This window comes from [Mycobacterium] fortunisiensis, from assembly GCF_019050325.1.
Taxonomy (GTDB): domain Bacteria; phylum Actinomycetota; class Actinomycetes; order Mycobacteriales; family Mycobacteriaceae; genus Mycobacterium; species Mycobacterium fortunisiensis.
Genome location: NZ_VOMB01000022.1, coordinates 33,127 through 56,545, shown reverse-complemented (window position 1 = coordinate 56,545; position 23,419 = coordinate 33,127). Strand labels below are relative to the sequence as shown.

Here is a 23,419-nt window from a genome sequence, read left to right as displayed (position 1 = left end):
CGGATCCGGGCAGCGCGGCGGAGTGGGCCGCGCCGCGCCCGCCGGTAACTGGCAGCCGGTTGCCAGGCTGCGCGGAGAAATCACGGGTTCACTCATATCTGTGAAAGTCAGCGAACTCATGAGCGCGAAGTTGGTCGCCGCGGTCGTCGGGGGCGCGGCAGTGGCGGGGCTCGGATTGTTCGGGGCCGTCTCGGACATCCATCTGGGGACGTCTCCTGCGCGGTTGGCCTCGGGCTCCCACATGAATCTGGGGCAGACGAGCACCGAGACGACACCGCCGACCGCACCCGAGGTGTCCATGGCGGTGCCTGCCATGCGCGGCTACACGCCACCATCCGGCTTCGCCACCACGCACTGATCGCCTGCGCCGTCACGCGCCGGCAGTTTCGGCCACTCCCATAGCGGTTATCAAGAGCCTGGGAGGTGAGCTCATTTTGAACAGGGCAAAAAATCAGCGGAATCTGAAATTGATCGGGGCCGGTATGGGTGCCGTCGGCGGGTTAGCCACCGCGGTGCTCGGCATCGGGTTCGGGGCAGGGCATCACGCCGCCCCGCAACGGGTCGAACCCCCGGCCATCACTACAGGTCAAACCGTCGCACCGACGACGGCGCCGAGCGAGCCGGAAACCTCGCACGCCAGTCCGACGGTGTCGGCAACCACACCTCCGGGGTTTGCCACACCCCACTGATCGTTATGGGCCGGTGCCGGTCGGGGCCTGCCGTTCACCAGGCGACGGGAATTCGTTGCCGGTAGTCAGATCGGCATGACTGCAGACGAACGCAACAAGCGGACCAGGTACGCGATGGCCGGGGTGGGAGCGATCGCACTGGCAATCACGGGGGCCCTCGGCACGATGGTGGCTCAGCCGTCGATCGGTGGTGCACAGACCGTTCTCCTGCCGGCCGCCAACCTCGGCGAAACGGTCACCCGAACCGCCACGCCCAGCGAGCTCGAGACGTCGGTCGCGAAACCGACGGTGAAGGTGAAGCTGCCCAAGGGTTACGGCAACGGCTGATCCGGGCGGCTAGCCTGGTGGCGGTCCCGGGAAGCCGGGCGGCCCACCGGCGGGGAAGCCGGGCGGTCCGCTGCCGGGCGGTCCGCCGTGATGGCCCGGGCCGCCACCCGGACTGGTGGCCGCGTACACCGCCGCGCCACCAAGCCCGGCGATCGCGGCCGCGATACCCACCGCGGCGAACGTGTGTCGGATGCTCATGAGTTCTACGGTGCAGCCGGTCCCTGTGAGCCGGCTGTGCGCCATCTCTGCGGCCGATGAGACCGCCACCTTCACAGCCGGCGCATAGATTCAGCACAGTAGACGCCTATCGGGCAGGCGAATACTGAGCGGGTGAGCACTGTGACCAACGGGACCAATGGCACTGATTCCGAACCCGGGCGCGCCGTCATGCGCCGCGCCGACGGCAACCCGATCCAGGTCCTGGTGGTCGACGACGAGCCGGTACTGGCTGAACTCGTGTCGATGGCCCTGCGCTACGAGGGCTGGGACATCACCACCGCCGGCGACGGTGCGAGCGCCGTCGCCGCGGCGCGGGAGAACCCGCCGGATGTCGTGGTCCTCGACGTGATGCTGCCCGACATGAGCGGCCTGGACGTGCTGCGCAAGCTGCGCGAGCAGATTCCCGGCCTGCCCCTGCTGCTGCTCACCGCGAAGGATTCGGTGGAGGACCGCATCGCCGGGCTCACCGCCGGGGGCGATGACTACGTCACCAAGCCGTTCAGCCTGGAGGAAGTGGTGCTGCGGTTGCGCGCGCTGCTGCGGCGCACCGGCGTGACGAGCGAGGACGGTGGCGCCAAGATCGTCGTCGGCGACCTGGTGCTCGACGAGGACAGCCATGAGGTGACCCGCGGGGGCGATCCGATCACGTTGACCGCCACCGAGTTCGAACTGCTGCGCTTCATGATGCGCAACGCCAAGCGGGTGCTGAGCAAAGCGCAGATCCTGGACCGGGTGTGGAGCTATGACTTCGGCGGCCGGTCCAACATCGTCGAACTCTATGTGTCGTACCTGCGCAAGAAGATCGACAGCGGACGCGAACCCATGATTCACACACTGCGCGGTGCGGGGTATGTCCTCCGCCCCGCCCGCTGAGGTGACGGCCCCTCCGGCGAGCGCCACCCGGTGGTGGTCACCACGGACCTGGTCGCTGCGGGCTCGGCTGGTAGTCACCCAGGTGGCACTGCTGGCCGTGGTGTGCGCCAGCATCGGGGTGGCCACGGAGTTTGCGCTGCAACGATTTCTGATGAACCAGCTCGACGACCAACTGGTCGAGGCCGGGCGTCGCTCGGCCGCCATCTTCGAATTGCCGCCTCCGCCACCGGGTTTCCCGCCGCCGCCCGGGGTGCGGGGGCACCATCGGGTGCCGTTTGATCCCGAGGAGGGGCCGGGGCCGGGATTTCTCAACGCCCCCGGACAAGCTGCGCGGATGGTCGGGGCCGTGGTGGCACCGGATCGGCCGGTGGACGCGGGGGTGATCACCACGGCAGGGGACCGGGCCGAGCTCAGCGAGGCCGCGGTGGCCCAACTGGCTGCCGTTCCGGCCACCCGGATTCCCGAAACCGTGGATCTCGACGGCCTCGGGCGGTACCGGCTGATCGGCCTGCATCCGCGTCACGGTGGCACGCAGACCATCGTGACCGGGTTGCCGACCGCCGTCGTCGACGACACCCTGCTGTGGGTGCTCGGGATGTTCTGTGTGTTGGCGGTGATCGCGCTGATCGCCGCGACAACCGCGGGGACCATGATCATCCGGCGCCAACTCGCCCCGCTGTCACGGGTTTCGGTGGCCGCCCGCAAGGTGGCCGACCTCGAACTCGACCGCGGTGAGGTGCAATTGCCCACGCGGATCGTGTCGGTCGACCCGGTCAGCGCGCACACCGAGGTCGGACAGCTCGGTACCTCGCTGAACCGCATGCTCGACCGCATCGCCAGTGCGCTTTCGGCCCGCCATGCCAGTGAAACCCGGGTGCGCCAGTTCGTCGCCGACGCCAGCCACGAATTGCGTACCCCACTGGCGGCCATCCGGGGCTACACCGAGCTCGCTCAGCGCAAGCGCGACGACCTGCCGCCTGATGTGGCGCACGCGATGAACCGGGTGGAGTCCGAGACCACCCGGATGACGCAGCTGGTCGAGGACATGCTGCTGCTGGCCCGGCTCGACGCCGGCCGGCCGCTGGAACGCGACAGCGTGGACCTGTCCCGGCTGGTGGTCGACGCGGTCAGTGACGCGCATGTGGCCGGCGCCGACCATGACTGGTCGCTGGATCTTCCCGAGGATCCGGTGCTGATCGAGGGCGACGAGGCCCGGCTGCATCAGGTGCTGGCCAATCTGTTGGCCAATGCGAGGACTCACACGCCTCCGGGCACCTCGGTGACGGTGTCACTCAAGACCGACACCGATGCGGTGGTGCTCACTGTCACCGACGACGGCCCCGGGATACCGGCGACGTTGGTGCCCGACGTGTTCGAACGGTTCGCCCGCGGTGATTCGTCGCGCTCGCGGCGTGAGGGCAGCACCGGGCTGGGACTGGCGATCGTGGCCGCGGTGGTCAAGGCGCACGGCGGCACCATCGCGGTGCGCAGTGTTGCCGGGTCGACGGAATTCACGGTGCGCCTTCCGCGACCCGGCTCACAGGGGACGCACAGGATGGACCAATCGGGCACCTAGCGGCCGCGACAAACATGGTGTGGTGACCCTGGTTTCCGCCGATCCTGCCGAGCACCCGGCCGCCGGGCCCGAGCAGTCTGACGCGCAAGCCGCGCCGGCGCCACGAATCTCCGCATATCGGCACCGGATCGCCCTGGGCCTGCTCTTGGCCGGTACCGCGGTGCTGTATCTGTGGAACCTGTCCGCCAGCGGCTGGGCCAACGCCTTCTACTCGGCCGCCGCGCAAGCCGGGGCCGAGAATTGGACCGCGATGCTGTTCGGGTCCAGCGACGCCGGCAACGCCATCACCGTGGACAAGACGCCCGCGGCGTTGTGGGTCATCGACCTCTCGGTCCGCCTGTTCGGGCTGAACTCCTGGAGTGTCCTGGCGCCCCAGGCCCTGATGGGGGTCGGGGCGGTGGCCGTGCTCTACGCGGCGGTGCGCCGGGCCGCTGGTCCGGGGGCCGCACTGCTGGCCGGCCTGGTGCTGGCGCTGACGCCGGTGGCCGCGTTGATCTTCCGGTTCAACAATCCCGACGCCTTACTGGTGCTGTTGCTCGTGGTGGCGGCCTACTGCGTTCAGCGTGGCATCGAAAAGGACGCCGGCCGTTGGTGGTTCGTCGCCGCCGGGGCGGCCGTCGGCTTCGGCTTCCTGGCCAAGATGCTGCAGGCGTTTCTGGTGCTGCCGGCCTTCGCCGGCGCGGCGCTGGTGGCGGGGAACCGCACGCTGGGCCGGCGCGTCCTCGACGTCGTCACCGCGGGGGTCGCCATGGTGATCAGCGGTGGCTGGTATCTGGTGCTGGTGGAGCTGTGGCCGGCCTCGACACGGCCCTACATCGGCGGTTCACAGAATGACAGCATCGTCGAACTGGCCTTGGGTTACAACGGTTTCGGGCGGCTAACCGGTGACGAGACGGGCGGCCTGGGCAACCTGAACTTCGATGCCGGGCCGGGTCGGCTGTTCGGCTGGCAGATGGGCGCCGACATCGCCTGGTTGCTGCCGGCCGTGCTCGTCTGCCTGGTGGCCGGTCTCTACCTGACCCGTCGGGCGCCCCGCACCGATCCCACCCGTGCCGCCCTGATCCTTTGGGGCGGTTGGCTGTTGGTCACCGCGGCGGTGTTCAGTTTCATGAACGGCATCGTGCACCCGTACTACACTGTGGCGCTCGCACCGGCTGTGGGCGCGGTGATCGGGATCGGTGCCACCCTGCTGTGGCGGCACCGCTCCGATATCCGTGCCGCCACGGCGATGTCGGGTGCGATGGCGGTCACCGCGGTCCTGGCCGCGGTGCTGCTGGCCCGCCACGACGACGAGTTCTGGTGGGTGCGGGCCGCGGTGGCGGTCGCGGGAGTGGGTGCCGCAGTACTCCTGCTTATGGTGGGGCGGCTGGACCGTCCGGCGGTGCGGGGCACGGCGGTGCTGGCCATCGTGGCCGGTCTGGCCGGGCCCGCCGCGTACTCGATCAGCACCGCGGCCGCCCCGCACACCGGGTCGATCCCCTCGGTCGGTCCGTCACGCGGTGGTTTCGGCGGACTGTTCGCCGCGCCCGAACCCGGCCCCAGCCTGACGGCGAGACTGTCCGAGGGCGCGGACCGCTACCGATGGGCCGCGGCGGTGGTGGGTTCGTCGAACGCGGCGGGATACCAATTGGCCACGCGGGCACCGGTGATGGCCGTCGGCGGCTTCAACGGCACCGATCCCGCCCCGATGCTGCCGGAGTTTCAGCAGTTGGTCGACGACGGCGCGATCCACTACTTCATCCGCTCCCGCATCATGGCCGGCGGATTCGGTGGGCACACGCCGTCGGGCAGCCGCGCGGCGGTCGAGATCGCGGAATGGGTGCAGACGCACTACCAGCCGGTCGTCGTCGACGACGTCACCATCTACGACCTGACTCAGCATGCGACGAACCCGACGAACACATAGCCGGCGCATAGCTTCGCCCCACCCAGATCACAAGCCCGCGGAGAACGATGAAGCCATGACAGTCACGGTGGGAGAACCCCAACAGCGTTTCGTGTCGCGTCCCAATGCCACGCTGGCTGCTCAGGCGGCGGGGGTTCCGGTGCTCGACGTCGTCGTCCCGGTGTACAACGAGCAGGCCGCCCTGGCGCATTCGGTGCACCGGCTGCACCGCTACCTCGCAGAGAACTTCGCGGTGCCGTTCCGCATCACGATCGCCGACAATGCCAGCATCGACGACACCCCGCGCATCGCCGCCGAACTCGCCGCCGGGCTCGATCACGTGCGGGTGGTCCGGCTCGAGCAGAAGGGGCGGGGGCGGGCGCTGCACGCGGTGTGGTCGACCTCGGACGCCCCGGTGCTGGTCTACATGGATGTGGACCTGTCCACCGACTTGGCGGCCCTCGCACCGTTGGTCGCCCCGCTGATCTCGGGGCACTCGGATCTGGCCATCGGCACCCGGCTGGGTCGAGGTTCCCGGGTGGTCCGTGGCGCCAAACGCGAGTTCATCTCACGCTGCTACAACCTGATCCTCAAATCGACTCTGGCGGCGCGGTTCTCGGATGCACAGTGCGGTTTCAAGGCGATCCGCGCCGACGTCGCGCACCGGCTGCTGCCGTATGTGGCCGACACCGGCTGGTTCTTCGACACCGAGTTGCTGGTGCTGGCCGAGCGCAGCGGCCTGCGGATCCACGAGGTGCCGGTGGACTGGGTGGACGATCCGGACAGCCGGGTGGACATCATCGCCACCGCCACCGCCGACCTCAAGGGCATCGGGCGGCTGCTGCGCGGTTTCGCCAACGGATCGATCCCGGTGAACACGATCGCCGCCCAACTCGGATCGACGCGCAAGTCCGCCGCCCCGGGCTCGCTGCTGCGCCAGGCGGTGCGCTTCGGCGCGGTCGGAGTGATCTCCACCCTGGCCTACCTGCTGCTGTTCTCGGCGTTGCGGGTCGGGGTCGGTGCCCAGGCGGCCAACCTGGTCGCCCTGCTGGTGACCGCGATCGGCAACACCGCTGCCAATCGCCGGTTCACCTTCGGTGTGGCCGGGCCCGCGAACGTCACCCGTCACCATCTCGAGGGGCTCACGGTCTTCGCGATCGCGTTGACCATCACCAGTGGTTCACTGGGTGTCCTGCATCTGCTGGCGCCGACGCCGCATCCCGGTGTGGAACTTGCGGTGCTGGTGGCAGCCAACCTGCTGGCCACCGCAGTGCGCTTCGTGTTGTTGCGGGGCTGGGTCTTTCACCCGTCACGAACCAAGACCATCAGCCACCCGGATGCAGAGGCCACGCTATGACCACCACCGTCGACACCGCACCTGCTCCCGATGCGATGGCGGCAGCACCTGATGACGTGACCCCGCGCTGGGTTCGTCCCTCCTACTGGGTGCTGCTCGCCGGCACCGCGGTGCTGTACTTCTGGGGGCTGGGCTCCTCGGGGTGGGCCAACAGCTACTACGCCGCCGCCGCCCAGGCCGGCACCCAGTCTTGGAAGGCCTGGCTGTTCGGCTCGCTGGACGCCGGCAACGCCATCACGGTGGACAAGCCGCCGGCCGCGATGTGGGCGATGGGGTTGTCGGGCAGGCTGTTCGGCTTCAACGAATTCACCATGCTGCTGCCGCAGGCCTTGATGGGGGTGGGCGCGGTGGCGCTGCTCTATGCCACGGTGCGCCGCACGAGCGGACCCGGGGCCGCGCTCATCGCCGGTACGGCGCTGGCGCTGACACCGGTCGCGGCATCGATGTTCCGCTACAACAACCCCGACGCGCTGCTCGTGCTGCTGCTCGTGCTGGCGGCGTACTTCATGGTGCGGGCGGTCGGACCGGTGACGGCCAGGGCCAGCGCCGGGTGGGTAGCGCTGGCCGGAGGCGCGCTGGGGTTCGCCTTCCTCACCAAGATGCTGCAGGCATTCCTGATCGTGCCCGGCCTGGCCGTGATGTTCCTGGTCGCGGCACCGGCCGTCACCATGTGGAAACGGTTGGGCACCTTGTTGATCGGTGCGGCCACGATGGTCATCTCATCGGGTTGGTACCTCGCCCTGGTGGCGTTGTGGCCGGCGGACTCCCGGCCTTACATCGCCGGTTCCACTGACAACAGCCTGCTGCAGTTGGCCTTCGGCTACAACGGCTTACAGCGCATCCTGGGGCAGGAAGGGCACGGGCCCGGCCACGGCCCGGGCCCGGGCGGCCCAGGTGGCGGTGGTCCCAACCTGATGTTCGGCGGAGACCCGGGGATCGGCCGGATGTTCGGGCTGTCGATGGGCACCGAGGCCTCGTGGTTGTTGCCGGCCGCACTCGTCGGGCTGGTGGCCGCGCTGTGGCTGACCCGGCGCACCGCACGGACCGCCGGATTGCGCGCCGGCCTGCTGATGTGGGGCGGCTGGATGCTGGTCACCGCTGCCGTGTTCAGCTTCATGGACGGCATCATCCACCCGTATTACACCGTGGCGCTGGCTCCGGCGGTCGCCGCACTGGTGGGCATCTCAGCGGCCGAACTCTGGCGGCGGCGTGGCGCATTCTCGGCCCGACTGGTGTTGGCGGTCATGTTGGCCGGCACCGGAGTGTGGGCGTTCGTGCTGCTGACCCGGACCCCCGACTGGCTACCGGCACTGCGCTGGATCGTGCTGATCGGCTCGGTGCTGACCGCTGTGGCACTCGTCGTCGTCGCCCACCGGCCGGGAAAGCTGCCCGCGGTGGTGGCGTTGGCCGCCATGCTCTTCGGCTTCGGTGCGACCGCGGCCTACACGGTCGAGACGGTGGCCAAAGTCCACGGCGGGGGACCGATGGCCACCTCGGGCCCCAACCGCGACATGGGGTTCGGTCACCCCGGCGGACCAGGTGGACCCGGCGGACCAGGTGGGCCCGGTGGGCCACCGCCCGGCTTCGGCCGCGCCGACGATCCGGCCCTGGCCGCGCTCATCGCGGGCGCCGAAGGTCGTTGGGCCGCGGCGAGCGTGGGCTCGATGATGGTCAGCGATCTTGAGCTCAAGACCGGCGAATCGTTGATGGCGATCGGCGGATTCACCGGCAGCGATGACTCACCGACGCTGGCGCAGTTCCAGCAGTATGTCGCCGATGGTCAGGTCCGCTATTTCCTGGACCGGCCCGAGGGCGGACATGGTGGGCCGCCCGGGCCGCCGCGCGGTGGCACCGGCAGCGCTGCCCAGATCACCGACTGGGTGCAGGCCACCTTCACCAAGACCATGGTCGGCGACACCCCGGTGTACGACCTGAAGGCACCCCGTTCGTGAATATCCAGACCATCTGACCGCGCCGGCCGCCCTGTCCCCCCGCAGGGCGGCCGGTGCACAGTGGCACAGGCAATCGGCTCAGCCTGATTCTGCTGCTGGTGGTGTGGCCGAGGCGTTGTTAGCGTCGGACCATGTCTGTCACCGACCAGTACCTGGCCAACAACGAGGCCTATGCCAGGACCTTCACCGGACCGCTGCCGCTGCCGCCGAGCAAGCACGTCGCGGTGGTGGCGTGCATGGACGCCAGGCTGGATGTCTACCGCATCCTGGGCCTGGGGGACGGTGAGGCGCACGTCATCCGCAACGCCGGCGGCGTCATCACCGACGACGAGATCCGATCGCTGGCCATCAGCCAGCGGCTGCTGGGGACAAAAGAGATCATCCTGATCCACCACACCGACTGCGGCATGCTGACCTTCACCGATGACGGGTTCAAACAGCAGATCCAGGACGACACCGGGATCAAGCCGAACTGGGCGGCCGAATCGTTCGTCGACCTCGAAGCCGATGTCCGCCAGTCGCTGCGCCGGATCGAGGCCAGCCCCTTCGTCACCGAGCATGAATCGTTGCGGGGCTTCATCTTCGACGTCGCCAGCGGCAGGCTCAACGAGGTCACGCGGTAGCGGTTTTTCTTCCGGTGAGCAGACGTCAAAGTACCCAATTAACACCCAAATCGGGTCCTTAAGGGTCTGCTCACGGTGGGTGACCGGCCCGGGCCAGGACGGTCAATGCGTCGGCGGTGCGGTCGCAGAACGCGTCGCGGTCCAGTAGCCCGCGGGTCATCGCCCGCACCACGGTGCTGGCCACCAGGAAGTCGAACACGGTGTCGGCGCGGTCGCGGTCACCGTCGAGCAGGTCGGCCATGCGCGCGCGCACATTGTTCTCCGAGCGCAGCACCAACCGCTCGTAGCTCGCCTCGTCGAGGTGATAGGCGGCCAGCAGCCCGGGCAGTGCGGCGCGGGTGACCGGGTTGGCCAGCCAGTCCAGGAACATCGCGACCCAGCCGCGCAGGTCGGCACGCAGATCGCCGGTGGGGGCGGGAACCGGGATGGCATCGGTGTGGCCGAACGCGGCGTCTTCCACCAGTGCTTCCTTGGTCGGCCAGCGCCGGTAGATCGTCGGGGCGCCGACTCCGGCTCGCCGCGCGACGGCCAGCACCGTGGTGCCCTGGTACCCCGCCTCGACGAGCAGCTCGCGGGTGGCGGCGAGCACGGCGGCGTCCTTGGCGGGATCGCGCGGGCGCCCCGGTGCGGGGCCGGTGGTGGTCACGACGAAAACGTACCGCCCGAACGCCCGCAATGTTACGTTACGGCTCGTAACGTAATTGCCGCCGAAGGGACGCCGATGCTCACCCCGCACGACGAACTGCTGTGCCACCAACTGCCGACCACGTTCGACCATGTCTCCCAATCGGACCTGCGCTGGACCGAACGCATCGTGATGTACGGCTTCGACCGGTCCGGCGACGTCAACGTGATGGTCGGACTCGCCCGCTATCCCAACCGCAACGTCACCGATGCCTACGCGATGATCACCACCCGCGACGGCAAGGCCCGGGTGGTGCGGATGTCCACCGAGGTCGCTCCCGAATCCGGGCCGCTGGGCGAATATCGGGTGGGGCCGTTCACCTACCGGGTGGAGGAACCGCTGCGCACCGTGCGGGCCGTGCTCGCGCCCAACGAGCAGGGGGTCAGCCTGGATCTGCGGTTGCGCGGACAGTTCCCGGCCTACGAACAGACCGCGGCATTCCACCGCAGTCGCGGCCGGGTCAGCGAGGACGCCCGCCGGTTCTACCAGAACGGGGACCTGGAGGGCTGGATCGAAATCGACGGACAGCGCATCGAGATCGACTCGTCGCGTTGGTGGTTCGGCCGTGACCACTCCTGGGGTATCCGCAACGGACCCGGTGGCGGCAGCCTGCCCGAGGGGGCGAACCTGCAGCCGCCGGAGATTCCCGACGGCACCCTGTACTACATGGGCATCTTCGAATTCGAGGACCAGCTGGTGCATTTCGCACAACGCGAAACCAGCACCGGGGCGCGCTGGCAGTTCGAAGGCGAGATCCTCTACCCGTTGGAGACCGGCCGCGCGGCCGACGGCATCATCGACGTCGAGCACGAGCTGACCTTCCGCGACGACCTGCGGGTGATCAGTGGCGGCAGCTTCACCGTGCACCGCGCCGACCGCACCACCAGCACTATCGAGGTCACCCCGATCACCGACTTCTGGCCCGGGCTGGCCGGCTACATGGAGGTCAACGGCTATGCCTCCGGCCATTGGCGCGGAACCGATTTCATCGACGGGTTCACCGCGGAGACCACCGACCTCGACGTCGTCCGGCCGGTCAGCTTCCTGTCCGAGACCCTGTGTGAGGTGACGATGGCGGGGCCGGATGGCCACCCCAAGGTCGGACACGGCCTGGTCGAGATGGTGTTCGTCGGCGCCTATCCCCGCTACGGGTACACCGGATGGTGAGGCTGCCCGCCGACCAGCTGGCGTCGGCCATCGAACCCATTGTCCGACAGCGTGTTCCCGGCGCGTCACAGGCCACCGTCGTGAACTGGACACCGAGTCCGGGCGGATTCTCCACCGAGACCTTTCTGTTCGATCTCGAGGGCCTCGACGACGGTGGCAGTCTCGGGCTGGTGTTCCGCCGGCCGCCGGAGTTCCAGATCCTGCCCGATTACGACCTGCGCCGGCAGTACCTGGTGATGGATCGGCTGGCGACCGCACCGGTTCCGGTGCCCAGCGTGCGCTGGATCGACGCCGCGGGCGGCGAACTCGGCGCCCCGTACCTGGTCATGGATCGCATCGACGACGTCGTCGGGGTCAGCGACGTGCCGCCCTACCATGAGGCCGGCATCTTCGCCGAGACCGACGATGCCGGCCGGGCCACGCTGTGGAACGGCTGCGTCGACATGATCGCGGCGGTACACCGCCTCGACCCGCAGGCTTACCGCCTCGGGTTCCTCGGCGATCCGGCACCGTCGGCGTTGACCCGGTTCCTGCGCTACGCACTCGGATGGGCCTACGGCGACAAGGCGATTCATCCGGTGTTCGCCACAGCGCTGGACTGGTTGGACGCCCATGACTACACGCCGGAGCGGGTCGGCCTGTGCTGGGGCGATGCCCGGATGTCGAATGTGCTGTACCGCCACGACCTCACCCCGGCCGCGGCGCTGGACTGGGAGATCGCCTATCTGGGCGACCCGGCCGCCGACGTGGCCTGGTTGTTGATGACGGACTGGATCAGCAGTCCGCTGCCCGGCAACGCGCAGGCACCCGGGACGCCGACCCGGGCCGAGACCATCGACCGCTACGAGCACGCGGTCGGCCACCGGATCGGCAACATCGAGTTCGGTGACGTCACGGCGCCGCTGTTGCTGGCGGTGGCGATGGTTCGGCTCAACCGGCGCTTCGACATCCCCGGGGTGGACCTGGCCGATGTCTGCGCCCGGCGCATCGAGGTGGTGCTCGGAAGCTGAGCGGATCGCGCGACACGCCGACCGGATAGTTGTTAGCGTGGCCTCACCGATCAGGCGCAGCGGGGAGGCGAGCTGATGGACCCACACGAGCCGGTCAGGGACGACGACGGAGTGCACGGCTGGTTTGAAGGCAAACGCTGGCGTGGTGCCCGGGCGTTCGTCTGGGTGGCGTGGGTGGTGACCGCCCTGCTGTTGGCCCTGTGTGTGATGGTGATGCTGCTCAACGGTCACAGCACCCCGTATTTCAACTTCTGAGGCCGCGGCTTGCCGGCGGTCCACGCAAGCCAGTCGTGTCCGCCTGTTGACTGAAGCAACCCGGGCTGGTTTCATACTGGGTATTGCCAGTAAATCAGGGTAATTTAACCAACATTACGAGGAAGTCACATGACGACTCAGGTGGTAGCGCAACCGGCCGCCGGCCAGTACGAACTGAGCCATCTACGGTCACTGGAAGCAGAGGCCATTCACATCATCCGTGAGGTTGCCGCCGAGTTCGAGAAGCCCGTGCTGCTGTTCTCCGGCGGCAAGGACTCGATCGTCATGCTGCACCTGGCGGTCAAGGCGTTCGCGCCCGGACGGCTGCCGTTCCCGGTCATGCACGTCGACACCGGTCACAACTTCGACGAGGTCTATCAGACCCGCGACGAACTCGTCGAGCACTACGGTGCGCGGCTGGTCGTCGCCAAGGTGCAGGACGACATAGATTCAGGACGCGCCGTCGACACCATCCCGTCGCGCAACCCCATCCAGACCGTCACCTTGCTGCGCGGCATCCGGGAGAACAAGTTCGACGCCGCCTTCGGCGGGGCCCGCCGCGACGAGGAGAAGGCCCGCGCCAAGGAGCGGGTGTTCTCCTTCCGCGACGAGTTCGGCCAGTGGGACCCGAAGGCGCAGCGCCCCGAGCTGTGGAACCTCTACAACGGCCGGCACCACAAAGGCGAGCACATCCGGGCCTTCCCGATCTCCAACTGGACCGAGTTCGACATCTGGTCCTACATCGGCGCGGAAAAGATCAAGCTGCCCTCCATCTACTACGCGCACCAGCGCAAGGTGTTCGAGCGCGACGGCATGCTGCTGGCCGTACACAAGTACATGCAGCCGCGTAAGGATGAGCCGGTCATCGAGAAGATGGTGCGGTTCCGCACCGTCGGTGACGTCACCTGCACCGGCTGCGTCGAATCGACGGCCGCGACGGTTTCCGAGGTGATCGCCGAGACCGCCGTGTCCCGCCTCACCGAGCGTGGTGCCACCCGCGCCGACGATCGGATCTCCGAGGCCGGGATGGAAGACCGTAAACGAGAGGGTTATTTCTGATGGCTACGTTGTTGCGCATCGCCACCGCGGGATCGGTCGACGACGGTAAGTCCACCCTGATCGGTCGGTTGCTGTTCGACTCCAAGGCCGTCATGGAAGATCAGCTCGCCTCGGTCGAGCGGACCTCCAAGGAACGTGGTCACGACTACACCGACCTGGCGCTGGTCACCGACGGTCTGCGCGCCGAGCGGGAGCAGGGCATCACGATCGATGTCGCCTACCGCTACTTCGCCACGGCCAAGCGGAAGTTCATCATCGCCGACACCCCGGGGCACATCCAGTACACCCGCAACATGGTGACCGGGACGTCGACTGCACAGCTGGCCATCGTGCTCGTCGACGCGCGCCACGGTCTGCTCGAGCAGTCGCGCCGGCATGCGTTCCTGGCTTCACTGCTGGGCATCCAGCACATCGTGCTCGCCGTGAACAAGATGGACCTGATCGACTGGGACCAGCAACGGTTCGAGGCCATCCGCGACGAGTTCCACGCGTTCGCAGCACGATTGGACGTCCACGATGTGACGACCATCCCGCTGTCGGCGCTCACGGGCGACAACGTGGTGACGAAATCCGATGTGACGCCCTGGTACGACGGCCCTGCGCTGCTGAGCCACCTGGAAGATGTCTACATCGCCGGTGACCGCAACCTCGTCGACGTGCGATTCCCGGTGCAGTACGTGATCCGGCCGCAGACCCACGAGCACGCCGATCATCGCAGCTACGCCGGCACCGTGGCCAGTGGCGTGCTGCGCCCCGGCGACGATGTGATCGTGCTGCCGGCCGGGAAGCCCAGCCGCATCACCGAGATCTACGGCCCCAGTGGTGTTGTGGAGGAGGCTTTCCCACCCATGGCGGTGTCGATCAGCCTGTCCGACGACATCGACATCTCGCGCGGCGACATGATCGCCCGGCCCAACAACCAGCCGCGGGTCACGCAGGACTTCGACGCCACGGTCTGCTGGATGGCCGACGAGTCCGCGCTGGAGCCCGGTCGTGAGTATCTGATCAAGCACACCACCCGCACCACCCGGGCCCGGGTCATCGGGCTGGATTACCGCCTCGACGTCAACACCCTGCACCGGGACAAGACCGCGAGTGCACTCAAACTCAATGAGCTGGGCCGTATTTCACTGCGCACCCAGACGCCGTTGCTGCTCGACGAGTACACCCGCAACGCGGCCACCGGATCGTTCATCCTGATCGACCCCAACACCAACGGCACCGTGGGTGCGGGCATGGTTCTGCGCGACACCCGCAACGAGTCCGCCAGCCCCAACACCGTCCGGCACGCTTCGCTGGTCTCCGCGAAGGACCGGCTCAGCCGCGGCCGCACCGTGTGGTTCACCGGGCTGTCCGGGTCGGGTAAATCGTCGGTGGCGGTGCTGGTGGAGCAGAAGCTGATCGAAAAGGGTTTCCCGGCTTACGTTCTGGACGGGGACAACCTGCGGCACGGGCTCAACGCCGACCTCGGTTTCTCGATGGCCGACCGGGCCGAGAACCAGCGCAGGCTCGCCCACATCGCCGCGATCCTCGCCGATTCCGGCCAGATCGTGCTGGTGCCGGCGATCAGCCCGCTCGAAGAACATCGAGCACTGGCCCGGCAGGTGACCACCGACGCCGGACTGGACTTCTACGAGGTGTTCTGCGACACCCCGCTCGAAGACTGTGAACGCCGTGATCCCAAGGGCCTGTACGCCAAGGCGCGTGCCGGTGAGATCACGCACTTCACCGGAATCGACAGCCCGTATCAACGGCCCAAGAACCCGGATCTGCGGCTCACTCCCGATCTCAGCACCGATGAACTGGCCGATCTGGTGATCGAGCTACTGGGCTTGCCCTCGTGAACGATCACGAACTGGCCGCCCGGCTGGCCACCCGGGCCGGGGACCTGCTGCTCGACGTCCGCGCCGACTTCGCCGACGCCGAGGCGTCGGAGCGAAAGGCGGCCGGGGACAAGCAGTCCCACGAGTTCCTGATGGCCGAGCTGGCAGCGCAGCGTCCGGGTGATGCGGTGCTGTCGGAGGAGGCCACGGCCGATGAGCGCTCCGACCCGGCGCGGCTGAGCGCCGAGCGGGTGTGGATCGTCGACCCGCTCGACGGCACCCGGGAGTTCTCCGAACTCGGCCGCGACGACTGGGCCGTGCACGTGGCGCTGTGGCAGGCCGGCGAACTCGTCGCCGGGGCGGTTGCCCTGCCCGCGCAGAACACCACGCTGTCCACCCCCGAGGTGGTCGCGCCACGTCCCTTCGACGGTCCGCCGCGGGTGGTGGTGTCCCGCACCCGTCCGCCCGCGGTGGCGCTGGCGGTGCGGGACGCGCTCGGCGGAACCCTGGTCGAAATGGGTTCGGCCGGAGCGAAAGTCGCCGCGGTGATCCGTGGTGTCGCCGACGTCTATGTGCACGCCGGTGGCCAGTACGAATGGGATTCGGCCGCCCCGGTGGCGGTGGCCCGCGCGGCCGGGCTGCACACCTCGCGTATCGACGGCTCGCGGTTGGTCTACAACTCGGCCGACCCCACCCTGCCCGATCTCGTGGTGTGTCGTCCCGAGCTCGCCGAACGAGTGCTGACGGTCACGGCGGGGTAGTCGGCACACCGGCGGGGAGCTGGTCGGTACCGACATTCGGACAGGCAAGCTTCAGTTCGTGAAGTGCGTCGGTTCCGTCCTGGAAGCCGCCGACGAAGTTTTTGTCGGGCCATCCGTTCGGCGGCGTTCTGGGATTGCCCTGGCTGATCCGGTGCAGCGCATCGGCGAACCTCAGCGATTCTCGCTTCAGGTCGTGATCTTCGACCGAAGCAGCTTCGTCCCGGACTGCGGTGGCCGCCTCGCCGGCATCTCGCGCCAGGTTCGGGTCGACTTCGCCGACTCCCATCCCCTTGAGGACACCCGGCACGACCTTTACCCATTGGTGCGCGATCTGATCGGCGCGTTGGCAGTCAGCACTGGGTTCGTCGGTGTCCTCGGTGGCGTAGCCAACCGCAACCATGATCAGCATCACCGGCGCGGCGGCCGCCAACATGACCAGCCTGATCTTGGCCCCTGACCAATCTGGTAGTCCCACCAATGCAGCCTAAACGCGGTGGTGGGCCACTACGCTCGCCAAATGACCCGCCCCACGCTGCGCGAACTGGCCAGCCTGCCCGCCGCCCCGCCCCCGCTCGCCGACTCCACTCTCGTGCTCATCGACTGCCAGAACACCTACACCGAGGGCGTCATGGAGCTCGACGGTGTCCACGCCGCGCTGGATCAGATCGCTGCGCTGCTCGATCGGGGCCGCACCGCGGGCATCCCGATCATCCACATCCAGCACTCCGACGGTCCCGGCTCGCTCTACGACATCGAGGGCGAGAGCGGTGCATTCATCGCCGCGGTCGCCCCGCGCGAGGGAGAGCCCGTGGTGGTCAAGCAGTTTCCCAACTCGTTCGTACAAACCGATCTGGACAACCGCTTGAAGGGCCTCGACGCGTCCAACCTGGTGCTGGCCGGGTTCATGACCCACATGTGCGTCAACTCCACCGCGCGCGGCGCGTTCAACCTCGGGTACGCCCCGACCGTGGTGGCCGCCGCAACCGCCACCCGCATGTTGGTCGGTCCCGACAGCGCACCGGTGCCTGCTGCGGTGATGCAGTCGGCGAGCCTGGCCGCGATGTCGGATTTGTTCGCGATCGTCGTCCCGGATGTGGGCGCGATCCCGGGCTGATGCCGTTACGGGCGCCTACACGTTTCGTAGGCGTTCATCAGGGCCTGTTCGGCCGGAGCCGGCTGGTACACGACATAATCGCGGTTCGTGCACCCGCCGACGGTGATGGCCAGCGGCCCGGTGGCCAGCCCGTCACCGGTGATGTGGCCTTGTATCTGGTCACTGGCGGTGTACAGCACCGGCGCGGTGAGCGCGGCCACCAGGGGCAGATGCCGGTTCGCGAGGGCGAGCGCGTCGGCCGGGTCGTGGGAGCGGGTCTGCTCGGCGAGCCACACCGGCGCCTTCACGCGGCCGTTGATCGTCAGCTTGTCGATGTGGGGGATGGTTTGATCCGCGTTCATCAGGCGCCAGACGTCGAGTTCGCGTGGGGTCGGGAAGCGGTGTGCGCTCTTGATCTCGGCCGGATGGTCGCGGCCGGCGCTGATCGTCCACGTCAGGTTCGCCAGGCGAAGGAACTTGTCGTTCAGCGTGGTTGCCGCCGCGGCCACGTCGGTGTAGTCGGCGTCGTTGCCCAGCCGGAGTGAGCCGAGATCGGAATGCCCCCATTCCTGAATCGGGGACTGGCCGCCGGGATGGGTCACGGTCGTCCGCAATCGGACAGTGGCGGTGGGGAATTCGTGGCGCAGCGAAACCCAGTCACGGGCCTGGGAGACGATCTGCTCGGCATTGTCGATCGCGAGCCGTCCACCGTCGACGGCAAACAGGTTCCAGCCCCGGTGGACGTCGAGTTCGGTGTGGTACCCGGAGTAGTTGACCATGGTGAGGTCTTGGAGGTAGCGGGAAACCAGCACCGCGAGTTGGTCTTCGGTGATGGCCTCGGTGGCCTCGATGTAGATGGCCAGCCGCACCACGCCTTGGGCCGGGCGGTTGGTCACGGTGTGCTTGACGGTCTGCACCCCGGGCATCTGGCCCAGCAGCCGGGCCAGGCTCGCCACCTCGGCGCTGCGGTCGGGCGGGGCGGCATGGCACGCGCTCAGGATGGCCACGACGAGACCTGAGACGAGGCCGGCCGTCAGACGGCGCCAAAAGATCCCGGATCTCATGCGGCTGATGGACCCGTCACGATCGGCCCCTTCTTCCTGTTCATCGGGTGACCTCAGGAGTGTGCAGTACGTGGCCGCACCGGGTTGCAGTGGGTGCCGCGGCGCGCGGCGGCTCCCGCATCGGGGCGGGCGGTGGCCGGGCTGGCACAATCTGACAGCATGCGGATGTCGGCGAAGGCGGAGTATGCCGTCCGCGCCATGGTCCAGCTCGCCACCATCGAAGACGGTGAGCTGGTCAAAACCGACGACCTGGCCAAGGCGCAGGGCATCCCGGCGCAGTTCCTGGTCGACATCCTCTCGGCGCTGCGCACCGATCGCCTGGTCCGCAGCCACCGAGGCCGCGACGGTGGCTATGAGCTGGCCCGTCCCGCGGGTGAGATCAGCATCGCCGACGTGCTGCGCTGTGTCGATGGACCGCTGGCCAGCGTGCGCGACATCGGCTTGGGAGATCTGCCCTATTCGGGGCCGACGGCCGCGCTGACCGACGTCTGGCGGGCGCTGCGGGCCAGCATGCGCTCGGTGCTGGAGGAGACCAGTCTGGCCGACGTGGCGGCGAATTCGCTACCCGGCCACGTGGCCACACTGGCCGACGACTACCGCGACCAAGAACACGAACGCGGACACCGCTAGCGTTCAGCCCCCGTACGGACGGGTGATGATCTCCAATGCGTGACCGGACGGATCGCGGAAGTACACCCCGCGGCCGCCGTCGTTGTGGTTGATCTCGCCGGGACGCCGGCCGTGCGGATCGGCCCAGTGCTGCAGCCCGCGGTCGCGGATCTTGCCGTAGATCGAGTCGAACTCGTCCTCGGAAACCAGGAATGCGTAGTGCTGCACCGCGATGTCGGCACCGTCGGGCGCTTGCGCGTAGTCCAGGCTGACGCCGTGGTTGACGGTCACGGCCAGAAACGGGCCGAATTCCTGCGGGCCGGGCAGGCCGAACAACTCGGTGAAGAACTCGGCCGAAACGCGCCGGTCGGCGGCGGCGACGATGGTGTGGTTGAACGTGATGGCCATATGTCTCCAGTAAACCGCTGGACCCCCAACCCCGGCAACGGTGCAGGATGGAGACATGTCCAACCCTCAGATCCTGGCCGGGCCACGGGTGTGGTTGCGGCCGCCGGCCGTCGGGGACGCCGAGGCGTTGTTCACCCGTGTCGCCTCCGATCCCGAGGTGACCCGCTATCTGTCTTGGCGCCCACATGCAGGCGTGGCCGAGACGCGGCGGGTGATCACCACGCTGTTCAACGTGGACGGTGAGCAGACCTGGTTGGTCGAGATCGACGGCGAGGTGGCGGGATTGTGCGCGCTGCGCCGGCCCCAGCCGTACGTGGTCGAGCTGGGTTACTGCCTGGCGCGGCCGTGGTGGGGACGGGGCCTGATGTCCGAAGCGGTGTCGTTGATGGTGGCCGACCTGCAATCAGACCCCACGGTGTACCGCCTTTCGGCGTACTGCCACATCGACAATGCCGGTTCGGCCGGGGTGCTGCGTCGGTGTGGTCTGTCGCTGGAGGGAAGGCTGGCGCGCTACGGGCTGTTTCCCAACCTCAGCGATGAACCGCAGGATGTGTTGCTGTTCGGAAAGGCGGTGCGGTGAATGGGCGCATTCGATTTGCGTGGGTTGCGCCGTCCGGTGATTGTCGCCCCGATGGCAGGCGGACCGTCGACGCCGCAGCTGGCCGTGGCCGGCAGCGACGCCGGTGGTCTGGGGTTCCTCGCGGCCGGCTATCTGACCGCCGACGCGTTGGCCGATCAGATCACCACCGCACGCGGTCTGACCGGTGCAGCCATCGGGGTGAATCTTTTTGTCCCCCAACCCAGTGTGGGCACAGCAGAGCAGATCGCGGCCTATGCGGCCGAGCTCGTGGGTGAGGCGCGGCGCTACGGCGTGACTCTCGGCGAGCCGCGCTATGACGACGATGCCTGGGACGCCAAGCTCGAAGTGGTGTCGGACCTGCGGCCGGAGGTGGTCTCGTTCACCTTCGGACTGCCGAGCGAAGCGCAGGTGTCTCGGCTGCGCGGAGTGGGCATCACCACCGTCGGCACCGTGACGACCGCCGAGGAGGCACAACTGGCGGAGAGTCGCGGGGTGGATGCCGTTGCGGTACAAGGGCCCGCGGCCGGCGGACACCGCGCCACATTCGACCCCGCAGCGGCCCCGGCGTCGCAGCCGCTGGCGGCGTTGCTCGCCGAGGTGGTGGCCGGTGTCGACGTCCCGGTCGTGGCGGCCGGCGGGCTGGTCACCGCCGACGATGTGGCCGGCGTCCTGGCCGCCGGTGCGGTGGCCGCCCAACTCGGCACCGCGTTCCTGCTGGCCGACGAGGCCGGTAGCGGCCCGGTGCAGCGGGCCGCGCTGCAGAATCCCGATTTCACCGAAACCGTTGTCACCCGGGTATTTTCGGGTCGCTACGCGCGTGGGCTGCGCAACCGCTTCATCAGCGAACACGATGCACAGGCCCCGCTGGGGTACCCGGAGATCCACTATCTGACCAGCCCGGTGCGCAAGGCCTCGGCGGCGGCCGGGGATCCGCAGGGCACCAATGTGTGGGCGGGCACCGGGTGGCGTCAGGCCCAGGTGGGTTCGGTGGCCGAGATCATTGAGCGGGTCACACCCACCTGACCTGACCTCCCCTCCGCGAGCGTGCGCGTCTGCCCTCCACCACGCCGCGAAACAGCAGCATTTTGCGCACCCTCGCCGCGCAGCGCAGCTACCTCGGCGCGGTGAGCTCCAACGCGATGTTGTCCGGGTCGCGGAACTCCAGAATGTAGGACGGGCCGATGTCCTTGACCGGTTCGTGCTCGATGCCGAGGTTGTCGAGGTGCTGCGCGGCGTCCTGTAGCTCGGCCAGATCCTTCAGCCGGAAAGCCAAGTGATCCAACCCGGTTCGGTTCTCGTCGAAGGGGTCGCGGCCCACCGGACGCAGGCCGATCAAGGTGGCCCCGGCGTCGTAGATCACCCCGCCGAACAGGAAACCCAGCCGCGTCCGGGTGACGGGGTCGGCGTCCTGCGGCAGCTCGATGAGCACCGGCCAACCGAAAACGCTCTCGTAGAAATGCCGGGACCGTTCGATATCGGTGACGGTGAGACGCACGTGTGCGACCGAAGACGTCGTGATGGTCATCGCCTCATGCTGCCATCCGGCGTGACAGAATCCGTGCGTGCGCGTGGGAATGACGATGCCGGTCATGGAACCGCAGTTGGATGCGACGACGCTGCGGTCGTGGGCGCAGGCCATCGACAGCGGCCCGTTCTCGTCGCTGTGCTGGGGTGAGCGCATCGCGTTCGACAATCCCGACAGCCTGACCCTGCTGGGCGCAGTGGCGGCCTGGACCGAGCGGGTGCGCCTGGTGACGACGGTGGTGGTGCCGCAGCTGCATGACCCGGTGCTGCTGGCCAAAGGTCTGGCCACCGGCGATCTGCTCAGCGGCGGGCGGTTGACCGTCGGCATCGGTGTCGGCGGCCGGCACGAGGACTACCACGCCGTCGGGGCCGACCCGGCGTCCCAGACCCGCCGTGGAATGGCCGAGCGGGTCGCGGTGATGAAGCGGGTGTGGGCCGGCGAGAAGGTCACCGATTCGGTGCTCCCGGTCGGGCCGCCACCGGTGCAGGCCGGCGGCCCACCGTTGCACATCGGCACGATCGGACCCAAGACCATTCGTGATGCCGCGGTGTGGGCGGACGGCGTGGCCGGCACGACGCTGGACCTGGATCTGACGCGCCAGGCCGAACTGTTCGACATCGCCCGCACCTCCTGGGCCGAGGCCGGTAAACCCGCGCCGCACCTGGCCACCTCGTTCTGGTTCGCACTCGGTGACGCCGCCCCGGCCCGCGCCCAGGTGCACGCTCATCTGCGGCGATACATGAACTGGATCCCCGCAGAATTCGTCGACGCGATGGCTCCGACGACCGGCTGGGCGGGCAACGAACAAGAGCTGGCCGAGGTGCTCGGCGCGTTCGCGGCGATCGGCACCGACGAGGTGCACCTGATTCCGACGAGCTCCGACATCGACCAGGTACACCGCGCCGCCGAGGTGGTGAAGGCATGTGTCTAGCGGCCGTGCAGCAACAACGTGAGCAAGATCATGAAGCGACGCCGGGGTAGCCTGGATCTCCGATTCCGTTGCAGATCGGGACGTTCGAGCGGGCCGTGACGCGGCCGTCGTCAACGCCGGACGCGAGCTGAAGCATCGCCGTCTCAGCTGCTTCCCAGGCCACTGTCGCCAATCGACACAGCCACGGTGAACTGCGTGAATGCCTTGGCCACCGGTCGGCGGAACAAACCGCCTCCACCGGCGGGCACCGCACTGTTCACCCGCCGGTTGCCGGTTGTTCGGATATGCCCGGCCACGCGGGTGGGCGCCGCCGCGGCCGGCGGCCGCCGGTCCGCGGATGCGGACGATTCAGCAAACCCCGATCGCGGCTGAACTCGCCCTGCGCGCAAGCGGTTTCCGGGCTAGCCTCCTACTGCGCATCGCTGTCGGACGGTGCCGGATACAAAAGTTGGGGACACCATGATCCAGAAGCATTTGATCGTCTCGGCCCTGGCCGCCGGGGCCGTCGGGACCTCGCTGGTGCTGGCCGCGCCGGCCGCTGCCGATTCGAAGGGCAACAGCACCGTCGGGTGCTCGCCGTGCGACCGGGTGTCGTCGGCGATCACCGACGCCGCCACCGATGCCGTCAAATCCGCGATCACCGGTGGGGTGGATGTGCCGGAGCTGCCGGAGAGCCCCATCGTCGAGAAGTGGAAGGACTTCCCGGGCAAGACTGCCGAGAAGTGGGGCGGGTTCCCGGGCAAGACCGCTGAGAAGTGGGGCGGGTTCCCGGGGCGGACTGCCGAGAAGTGGGGCAGTTTCCCGAGCAAGACCCTGAAGAAGTGGACCGGCCTGGGCTGATCCCCCGGCAGGCAGCCGCACGCTCGACGCGTGTTAGCTGAAATTTCGCTGATCTTAACTGTTCTCGCAGCCCAACTTGCCCTTTGAAATGGACGCGGCCCGTTCACC

The 23,419-nt window shown here is 68.2% G+C and carries 26 protein-coding genes; 20 read left to right on the top strand and 6 right to left on the bottom strand.

What is annotated here, in order from left to right; genetic code table 11:
- Window positions 1–118: 118 nt before the first annotated feature.
- The gene (locus FR943_RS20125; protein WP_217160031.1) at window positions 119–358 is read left to right on the top strand and encodes a hypothetical protein; all 240 of its coding nucleotides are present in this window, start codon (window positions 119–121) and stop codon (window positions 356–358) included.
- 406 nt (window positions 359–764) lie between these two features.
- The gene (locus FR943_RS20120; RefSeq protein WP_217160030.1) at window positions 765–1,016 is read left to right on the top strand and encodes a hypothetical protein; all 252 of its coding nucleotides are present in this window, start codon (window positions 765–767) and stop codon (window positions 1,014–1,016) included.
- A gap of 9 nt (window positions 1,017–1,025) precedes the next feature.
- Here the strand turns inward: FR943_RS20120 and FR943_RS20115 are convergent, their stop codons facing one another.
- On the bottom strand, window positions 1,026–1,214 hold the full coding sequence (locus FR943_RS20115) for a hypothetical protein (protein WP_217160029.1): 189 nt from the start codon (window positions 1,212–1,214) through the stop codon (window positions 1,026–1,028).
- A gap of 189 nt (window positions 1,215–1,403) precedes the next feature.
- Here FR943_RS20115 and FR943_RS20110 point away from each other — a divergent pair, with 189 nt between their 5' ends.
- The 6 genes from FR943_RS20110 to FR943_RS20085 all read left to right on the top strand — a co-directional run bounded on the left by FR943_RS20110 (window position 1,404) and on the right by FR943_RS20085 (window position 9,501).
- Window positions 1,404–2,108, top strand: coding sequence for a response regulator transcription factor (locus FR943_RS20110; RefSeq protein WP_217160063.1), 705 nt, complete (start codon window positions 1,404–1,406; stop codon window positions 2,106–2,108).
- Window positions 2,086–3,684 carry a sensor histidine kinase gene (locus FR943_RS20105; protein WP_217160028.1) on the top strand — a complete coding sequence of 533 codons (1,599 nt, stop codon included), beginning with the start codon at window positions 2,086–2,088 and terminating at the stop codon, window positions 3,682–3,684. Before FR943_RS20110 ends, FR943_RS20105 begins: the two co-directional genes overlap by 23 nt.
- 22 nt (window positions 3,685–3,706) lie before the next feature.
- Window positions 3,707–5,590 (top strand): glycosyltransferase family 39 protein, encoded by a 1,884-nt coding sequence (locus tag FR943_RS20100; protein WP_372448197.1) that lies wholly within the window; start codon window positions 3,707–3,709, stop codon window positions 5,588–5,590.
- Between the two features lie 55 nt (window positions 5,591–5,645).
- Window positions 5,646–6,926, top strand: coding sequence for a bifunctional glycosyltransferase family 2/GtrA family protein (locus FR943_RS20095; RefSeq protein ID WP_217160026.1), 1,281 nt, complete (start codon window positions 5,646–5,648; stop codon window positions 6,924–6,926).
- Window positions 6,923–8,878 carry an ArnT family glycosyltransferase gene (locus tag FR943_RS20090; protein WP_217160025.1) on the top strand — a complete coding sequence of 652 codons (1,956 nt, stop codon included), beginning with the start codon at window positions 6,923–6,925 and terminating at the stop codon, window positions 8,876–8,878. The genes FR943_RS20095 and FR943_RS20090 overlap by 4 nt, the downstream gene beginning before the upstream one ends.
- A gap of 131 nt (window positions 8,879–9,009) precedes the next feature.
- Complete coding sequence (locus FR943_RS20085; protein ID WP_217160024.1) at window positions 9,010–9,501, top strand: beta-class carbonic anhydrase; 492 nt, start codon at window positions 9,010–9,012, stop codon at window positions 9,499–9,501.
- A gap of 70 nt (window positions 9,502–9,571) precedes the next feature.
- Here FR943_RS20085 and FR943_RS20080 read toward each other — a convergent pair whose 3' ends face one another.
- Window positions 9,572–10,147, bottom strand: coding sequence for a TetR/AcrR family transcriptional regulator (locus FR943_RS20080; RefSeq protein ID WP_308170613.1), 576 nt, complete (start codon window positions 10,145–10,147; stop codon window positions 9,572–9,574).
- 75 nt (window positions 10,148–10,222) lie between these two features.
- On the opposite strand from FR943_RS20080, the gene FR943_RS20075 reads away from it, so the two are divergent.
- The 6 genes from FR943_RS20075 to FR943_RS20050 all read left to right on the top strand — a co-directional run bounded on the left by FR943_RS20075 (window position 10,223) and on the right by FR943_RS20050 (window position 16,261).
- Window positions 10,223–11,353: an Rv3169 family protein gene (locus FR943_RS20075; protein ID WP_217160022.1), complete on the top strand. Its 1,131-nt coding sequence runs from the start codon at window positions 10,223–10,225 to the stop codon at window positions 11,351–11,353.
- The gene (locus FR943_RS20070; RefSeq protein WP_217160021.1) at window positions 11,347–12,363 is read left to right on the top strand and encodes a phosphotransferase family protein; all 1,017 of its coding nucleotides are present in this window, start codon (window positions 11,347–11,349) and stop codon (window positions 12,361–12,363) included. The genes FR943_RS20075 and FR943_RS20070 overlap by 7 nt, the downstream gene beginning before the upstream one ends.
- Before the next feature lie 75 nt (window positions 12,364–12,438).
- On the top strand, window positions 12,439–12,618 hold the full coding sequence (locus tag FR943_RS20065) for a hypothetical protein (protein WP_217160020.1): 180 nt from the start codon (window positions 12,439–12,441) through the stop codon (window positions 12,616–12,618).
- A gap of 129 nt (window positions 12,619–12,747) precedes the next feature.
- Complete coding sequence (gene cysD / locus FR943_RS20060) at window positions 12,748–13,677, top strand: sulfate adenylyltransferase subunit CysD (protein WP_217160019.1); 930 nt, start codon at window positions 12,748–12,750, stop codon at window positions 13,675–13,677.
- Entirely contained in the window at window positions 13,677–15,521 is a 1,845-nt protein-coding gene (cysN, locus tag FR943_RS20055; protein WP_217160018.1) for a sulfate adenylyltransferase subunit CysN, read from the top strand. Before cysD ends, cysN begins: the two co-directional genes overlap by 1 nt.
- Complete coding sequence (locus FR943_RS20050) at window positions 15,518–16,261, top strand: 3'(2'),5'-bisphosphate nucleotidase CysQ (protein ID WP_217160017.1); 744 nt, start codon at window positions 15,518–15,520, stop codon at window positions 16,259–16,261. The genes cysN and FR943_RS20050 overlap by 4 nt, the downstream gene beginning before the upstream one ends.
- On the opposite strand, the gene FR943_RS20045 is transcribed toward FR943_RS20050, so the two are convergent.
- Window positions 16,248–16,694: a hypothetical protein gene (locus FR943_RS20045; RefSeq protein ID WP_217160016.1), complete on the bottom strand. Its 447-nt coding sequence runs from the start codon at window positions 16,692–16,694 to the stop codon at window positions 16,248–16,250. The genes FR943_RS20050 and FR943_RS20045 overlap by 14 nt on opposite strands.
- An 84-nt stretch (window positions 16,695–16,778) precedes the next feature.
- Between FR943_RS20045 and FR943_RS20040 the strand changes: the two genes are divergently transcribed.
- Window positions 16,779–17,375 (top strand): cysteine hydrolase family protein, encoded by a 597-nt coding sequence (locus FR943_RS20040; RefSeq protein ID WP_217160015.1) that lies wholly within the window; start codon window positions 16,779–16,781, stop codon window positions 17,373–17,375.
- A gap of 5 nt (window positions 17,376–17,380) precedes the next feature.
- On the opposite strand, the gene FR943_RS20035 is transcribed toward FR943_RS20040, so the two are convergent.
- Complete coding sequence (locus FR943_RS20035) at window positions 17,381–18,361, bottom strand: hypothetical protein (RefSeq protein ID WP_217160014.1); 981 nt, start codon at window positions 18,359–18,361, stop codon at window positions 17,381–17,383.
- Window positions 18,362–18,577: 216 nt separating this feature from the next.
- Here FR943_RS20035 and FR943_RS20030 point away from each other — a divergent pair, with 216 nt between their 5' ends.
- Window positions 18,578–19,048 (top strand): Rrf2 family transcriptional regulator, encoded by a 471-nt coding sequence (locus tag FR943_RS20030; RefSeq protein WP_217160013.1) that lies wholly within the window; start codon window positions 18,578–18,580, stop codon window positions 19,046–19,048.
- A gap of 3 nt (window positions 19,049–19,051) precedes the next feature.
- Here the strand turns inward: FR943_RS20030 and FR943_RS20025 are convergent, their stop codons facing one another.
- On the bottom strand, window positions 19,052–19,435 hold the full coding sequence (locus FR943_RS20025) for a VOC family protein (RefSeq protein ID WP_217160012.1): 384 nt from the start codon (window positions 19,433–19,435) through the stop codon (window positions 19,052–19,054).
- A 55-nt stretch (window positions 19,436–19,490) separates the two neighbouring features.
- On the opposite strand from FR943_RS20025, the gene FR943_RS20020 reads away from it, so the two are divergent.
- Together FR943_RS20020 and FR943_RS20015 are read left to right on the top strand one after the other, a co-directional pair.
- Window positions 19,491–20,015 carry a GNAT family N-acetyltransferase gene (locus FR943_RS20020; protein WP_217160011.1) on the top strand — a complete coding sequence of 175 codons (525 nt, stop codon included), beginning with the start codon at window positions 19,491–19,493 and terminating at the stop codon, window positions 20,013–20,015.
- On the top strand, window positions 20,016–21,038 hold the full coding sequence (locus tag FR943_RS20015) for a nitronate monooxygenase (protein ID WP_217160010.1): 1,023 nt from the start codon (window positions 20,016–20,018) through the stop codon (window positions 21,036–21,038).
- An 88-nt stretch (window positions 21,039–21,126) separates the two neighbouring features.
- Here the strand turns inward: FR943_RS20015 and FR943_RS20010 are convergent, their stop codons facing one another.
- Window positions 21,127–21,540 carry a VOC family protein gene (locus tag FR943_RS20010; protein ID WP_217160009.1) on the bottom strand — a complete coding sequence of 138 codons (414 nt, stop codon included), beginning with the start codon at window positions 21,538–21,540 and terminating at the stop codon, window positions 21,127–21,129.
- Window positions 21,541–21,589: 49 nt separating this feature from the next.
- Between FR943_RS20010 and FR943_RS20005 the strand changes: the two genes are divergently transcribed.
- Complete coding sequence (locus FR943_RS20005) at window positions 21,590–22,471, top strand: LLM class flavin-dependent oxidoreductase (protein WP_217160062.1); 882 nt, start codon at window positions 21,590–21,592, stop codon at window positions 22,469–22,471.
- Between the two features lie 459 nt (window positions 22,472–22,930).
- Window positions 22,931–23,311: a hypothetical protein gene (locus FR943_RS20000; protein WP_217160008.1), complete on the top strand. Its 381-nt coding sequence runs from the start codon at window positions 22,931–22,933 to the stop codon at window positions 23,309–23,311.
- The last annotated feature ends 108 nt before the right edge of the window (window positions 23,312–23,419 follow it).

Bases quoted from the DNA above. Each gene is read 5' to 3' on its own strand.
- FR943_RS20125 (WP_217160031.1), top strand. From the start codon at position 119: ATGAGCGCGAAGTTGGTCGCCGCGGTCGTCGGGGGCGCGGCAGTGGCG.
- FR943_RS20120 (WP_217160030.1), top strand. From the start codon at position 765: ATGACTGCAGACGAACGCAACAAGCGGACCAGGTACGCGATGGCCGGG.
- FR943_RS20115 (WP_217160029.1), bottom strand. From the start codon at position 1,214: ATGAGCATCCGACACACGTTCGCCGCGGTGGGTATCGCGGCCGCGATC.
- FR943_RS20110 (WP_217160063.1), top strand. From the start codon at position 1,404: ATGCGCCGCGCCGACGGCAACCCGATCCAGGTCCTGGTGGTCGACGAC.
- FR943_RS20105 (WP_217160028.1), top strand. From the start codon at position 2,086: ATGTCCTCCGCCCCGCCCGCTGAGGTGACGGCCCCTCCGGCGAGCGCC.
- FR943_RS20095 (WP_217160026.1), top strand. From the start codon at position 5,646: ATGACAGTCACGGTGGGAGAACCCCAACAGCGTTTCGTGTCGCGTCCC.
- FR943_RS20090 (WP_217160025.1), top strand. From the start codon at position 6,923: ATGACCACCACCGTCGACACCGCACCTGCTCCCGATGCGATGGCGGCA.
- FR943_RS20085 (WP_217160024.1), top strand. From the start codon at position 9,010: ATGTCTGTCACCGACCAGTACCTGGCCAACAACGAGGCCTATGCCAGG.
- FR943_RS20075 (WP_217160022.1), top strand. From the start codon at position 10,223: ATGCTCACCCCGCACGACGAACTGCTGTGCCACCAACTGCCGACCACG.
- FR943_RS20070 (WP_217160021.1), top strand. From the start codon at position 11,347: ATGGTGAGGCTGCCCGCCGACCAGCTGGCGTCGGCCATCGAACCCATT.
- FR943_RS20065 (WP_217160020.1), top strand. From the start codon at position 12,439: ATGGACCCACACGAGCCGGTCAGGGACGACGACGGAGTGCACGGCTGG.
- cysD (WP_217160019.1), top strand. From the start codon at position 12,748: ATGACGACTCAGGTGGTAGCGCAACCGGCCGCCGGCCAGTACGAACTG.
- cysN (WP_217160018.1), top strand. From the start codon at position 13,677: ATGGCTACGTTGTTGCGCATCGCCACCGCGGGATCGGTCGACGACGGT.
- FR943_RS20045 (WP_217160016.1), bottom strand. From the start codon at position 16,694: ATGTTGGCGGCCGCCGCGCCGGTGATGCTGATCATGGTTGCGGTTGGC.
- FR943_RS20040 (WP_217160015.1), top strand. From the start codon at position 16,779: ATGACCCGCCCCACGCTGCGCGAACTGGCCAGCCTGCCCGCCGCCCCG.
- FR943_RS20030 (WP_217160013.1), top strand. From the start codon at position 18,578: ATGCGGATGTCGGCGAAGGCGGAGTATGCCGTCCGCGCCATGGTCCAG.
- FR943_RS20025 (WP_217160012.1), bottom strand. From the start codon at position 19,435: ATGGCCATCACGTTCAACCACACCATCGTCGCCGCCGCCGACCGGCGC.
- FR943_RS20020 (WP_217160011.1), top strand. From the start codon at position 19,491: ATGTCCAACCCTCAGATCCTGGCCGGGCCACGGGTGTGGTTGCGGCCG.
- FR943_RS20015 (WP_217160010.1), top strand. From the start codon at position 20,016: ATGGGCGCATTCGATTTGCGTGGGTTGCGCCGTCCGGTGATTGTCGCC.
- FR943_RS20010 (WP_217160009.1), bottom strand. From the start codon at position 21,540: ATGACCATCACGACGTCTTCGGTCGCACACGTGCGTCTCACCGTCACC.
- FR943_RS20005 (WP_217160062.1), top strand. From the start codon at position 21,590: ATGACGATGCCGGTCATGGAACCGCAGTTGGATGCGACGACGCTGCGG.
- FR943_RS20000 (WP_217160008.1), top strand. From the start codon at position 22,931: ATGATCCAGAAGCATTTGATCGTCTCGGCCCTGGCCGCCGGGGCCGTC.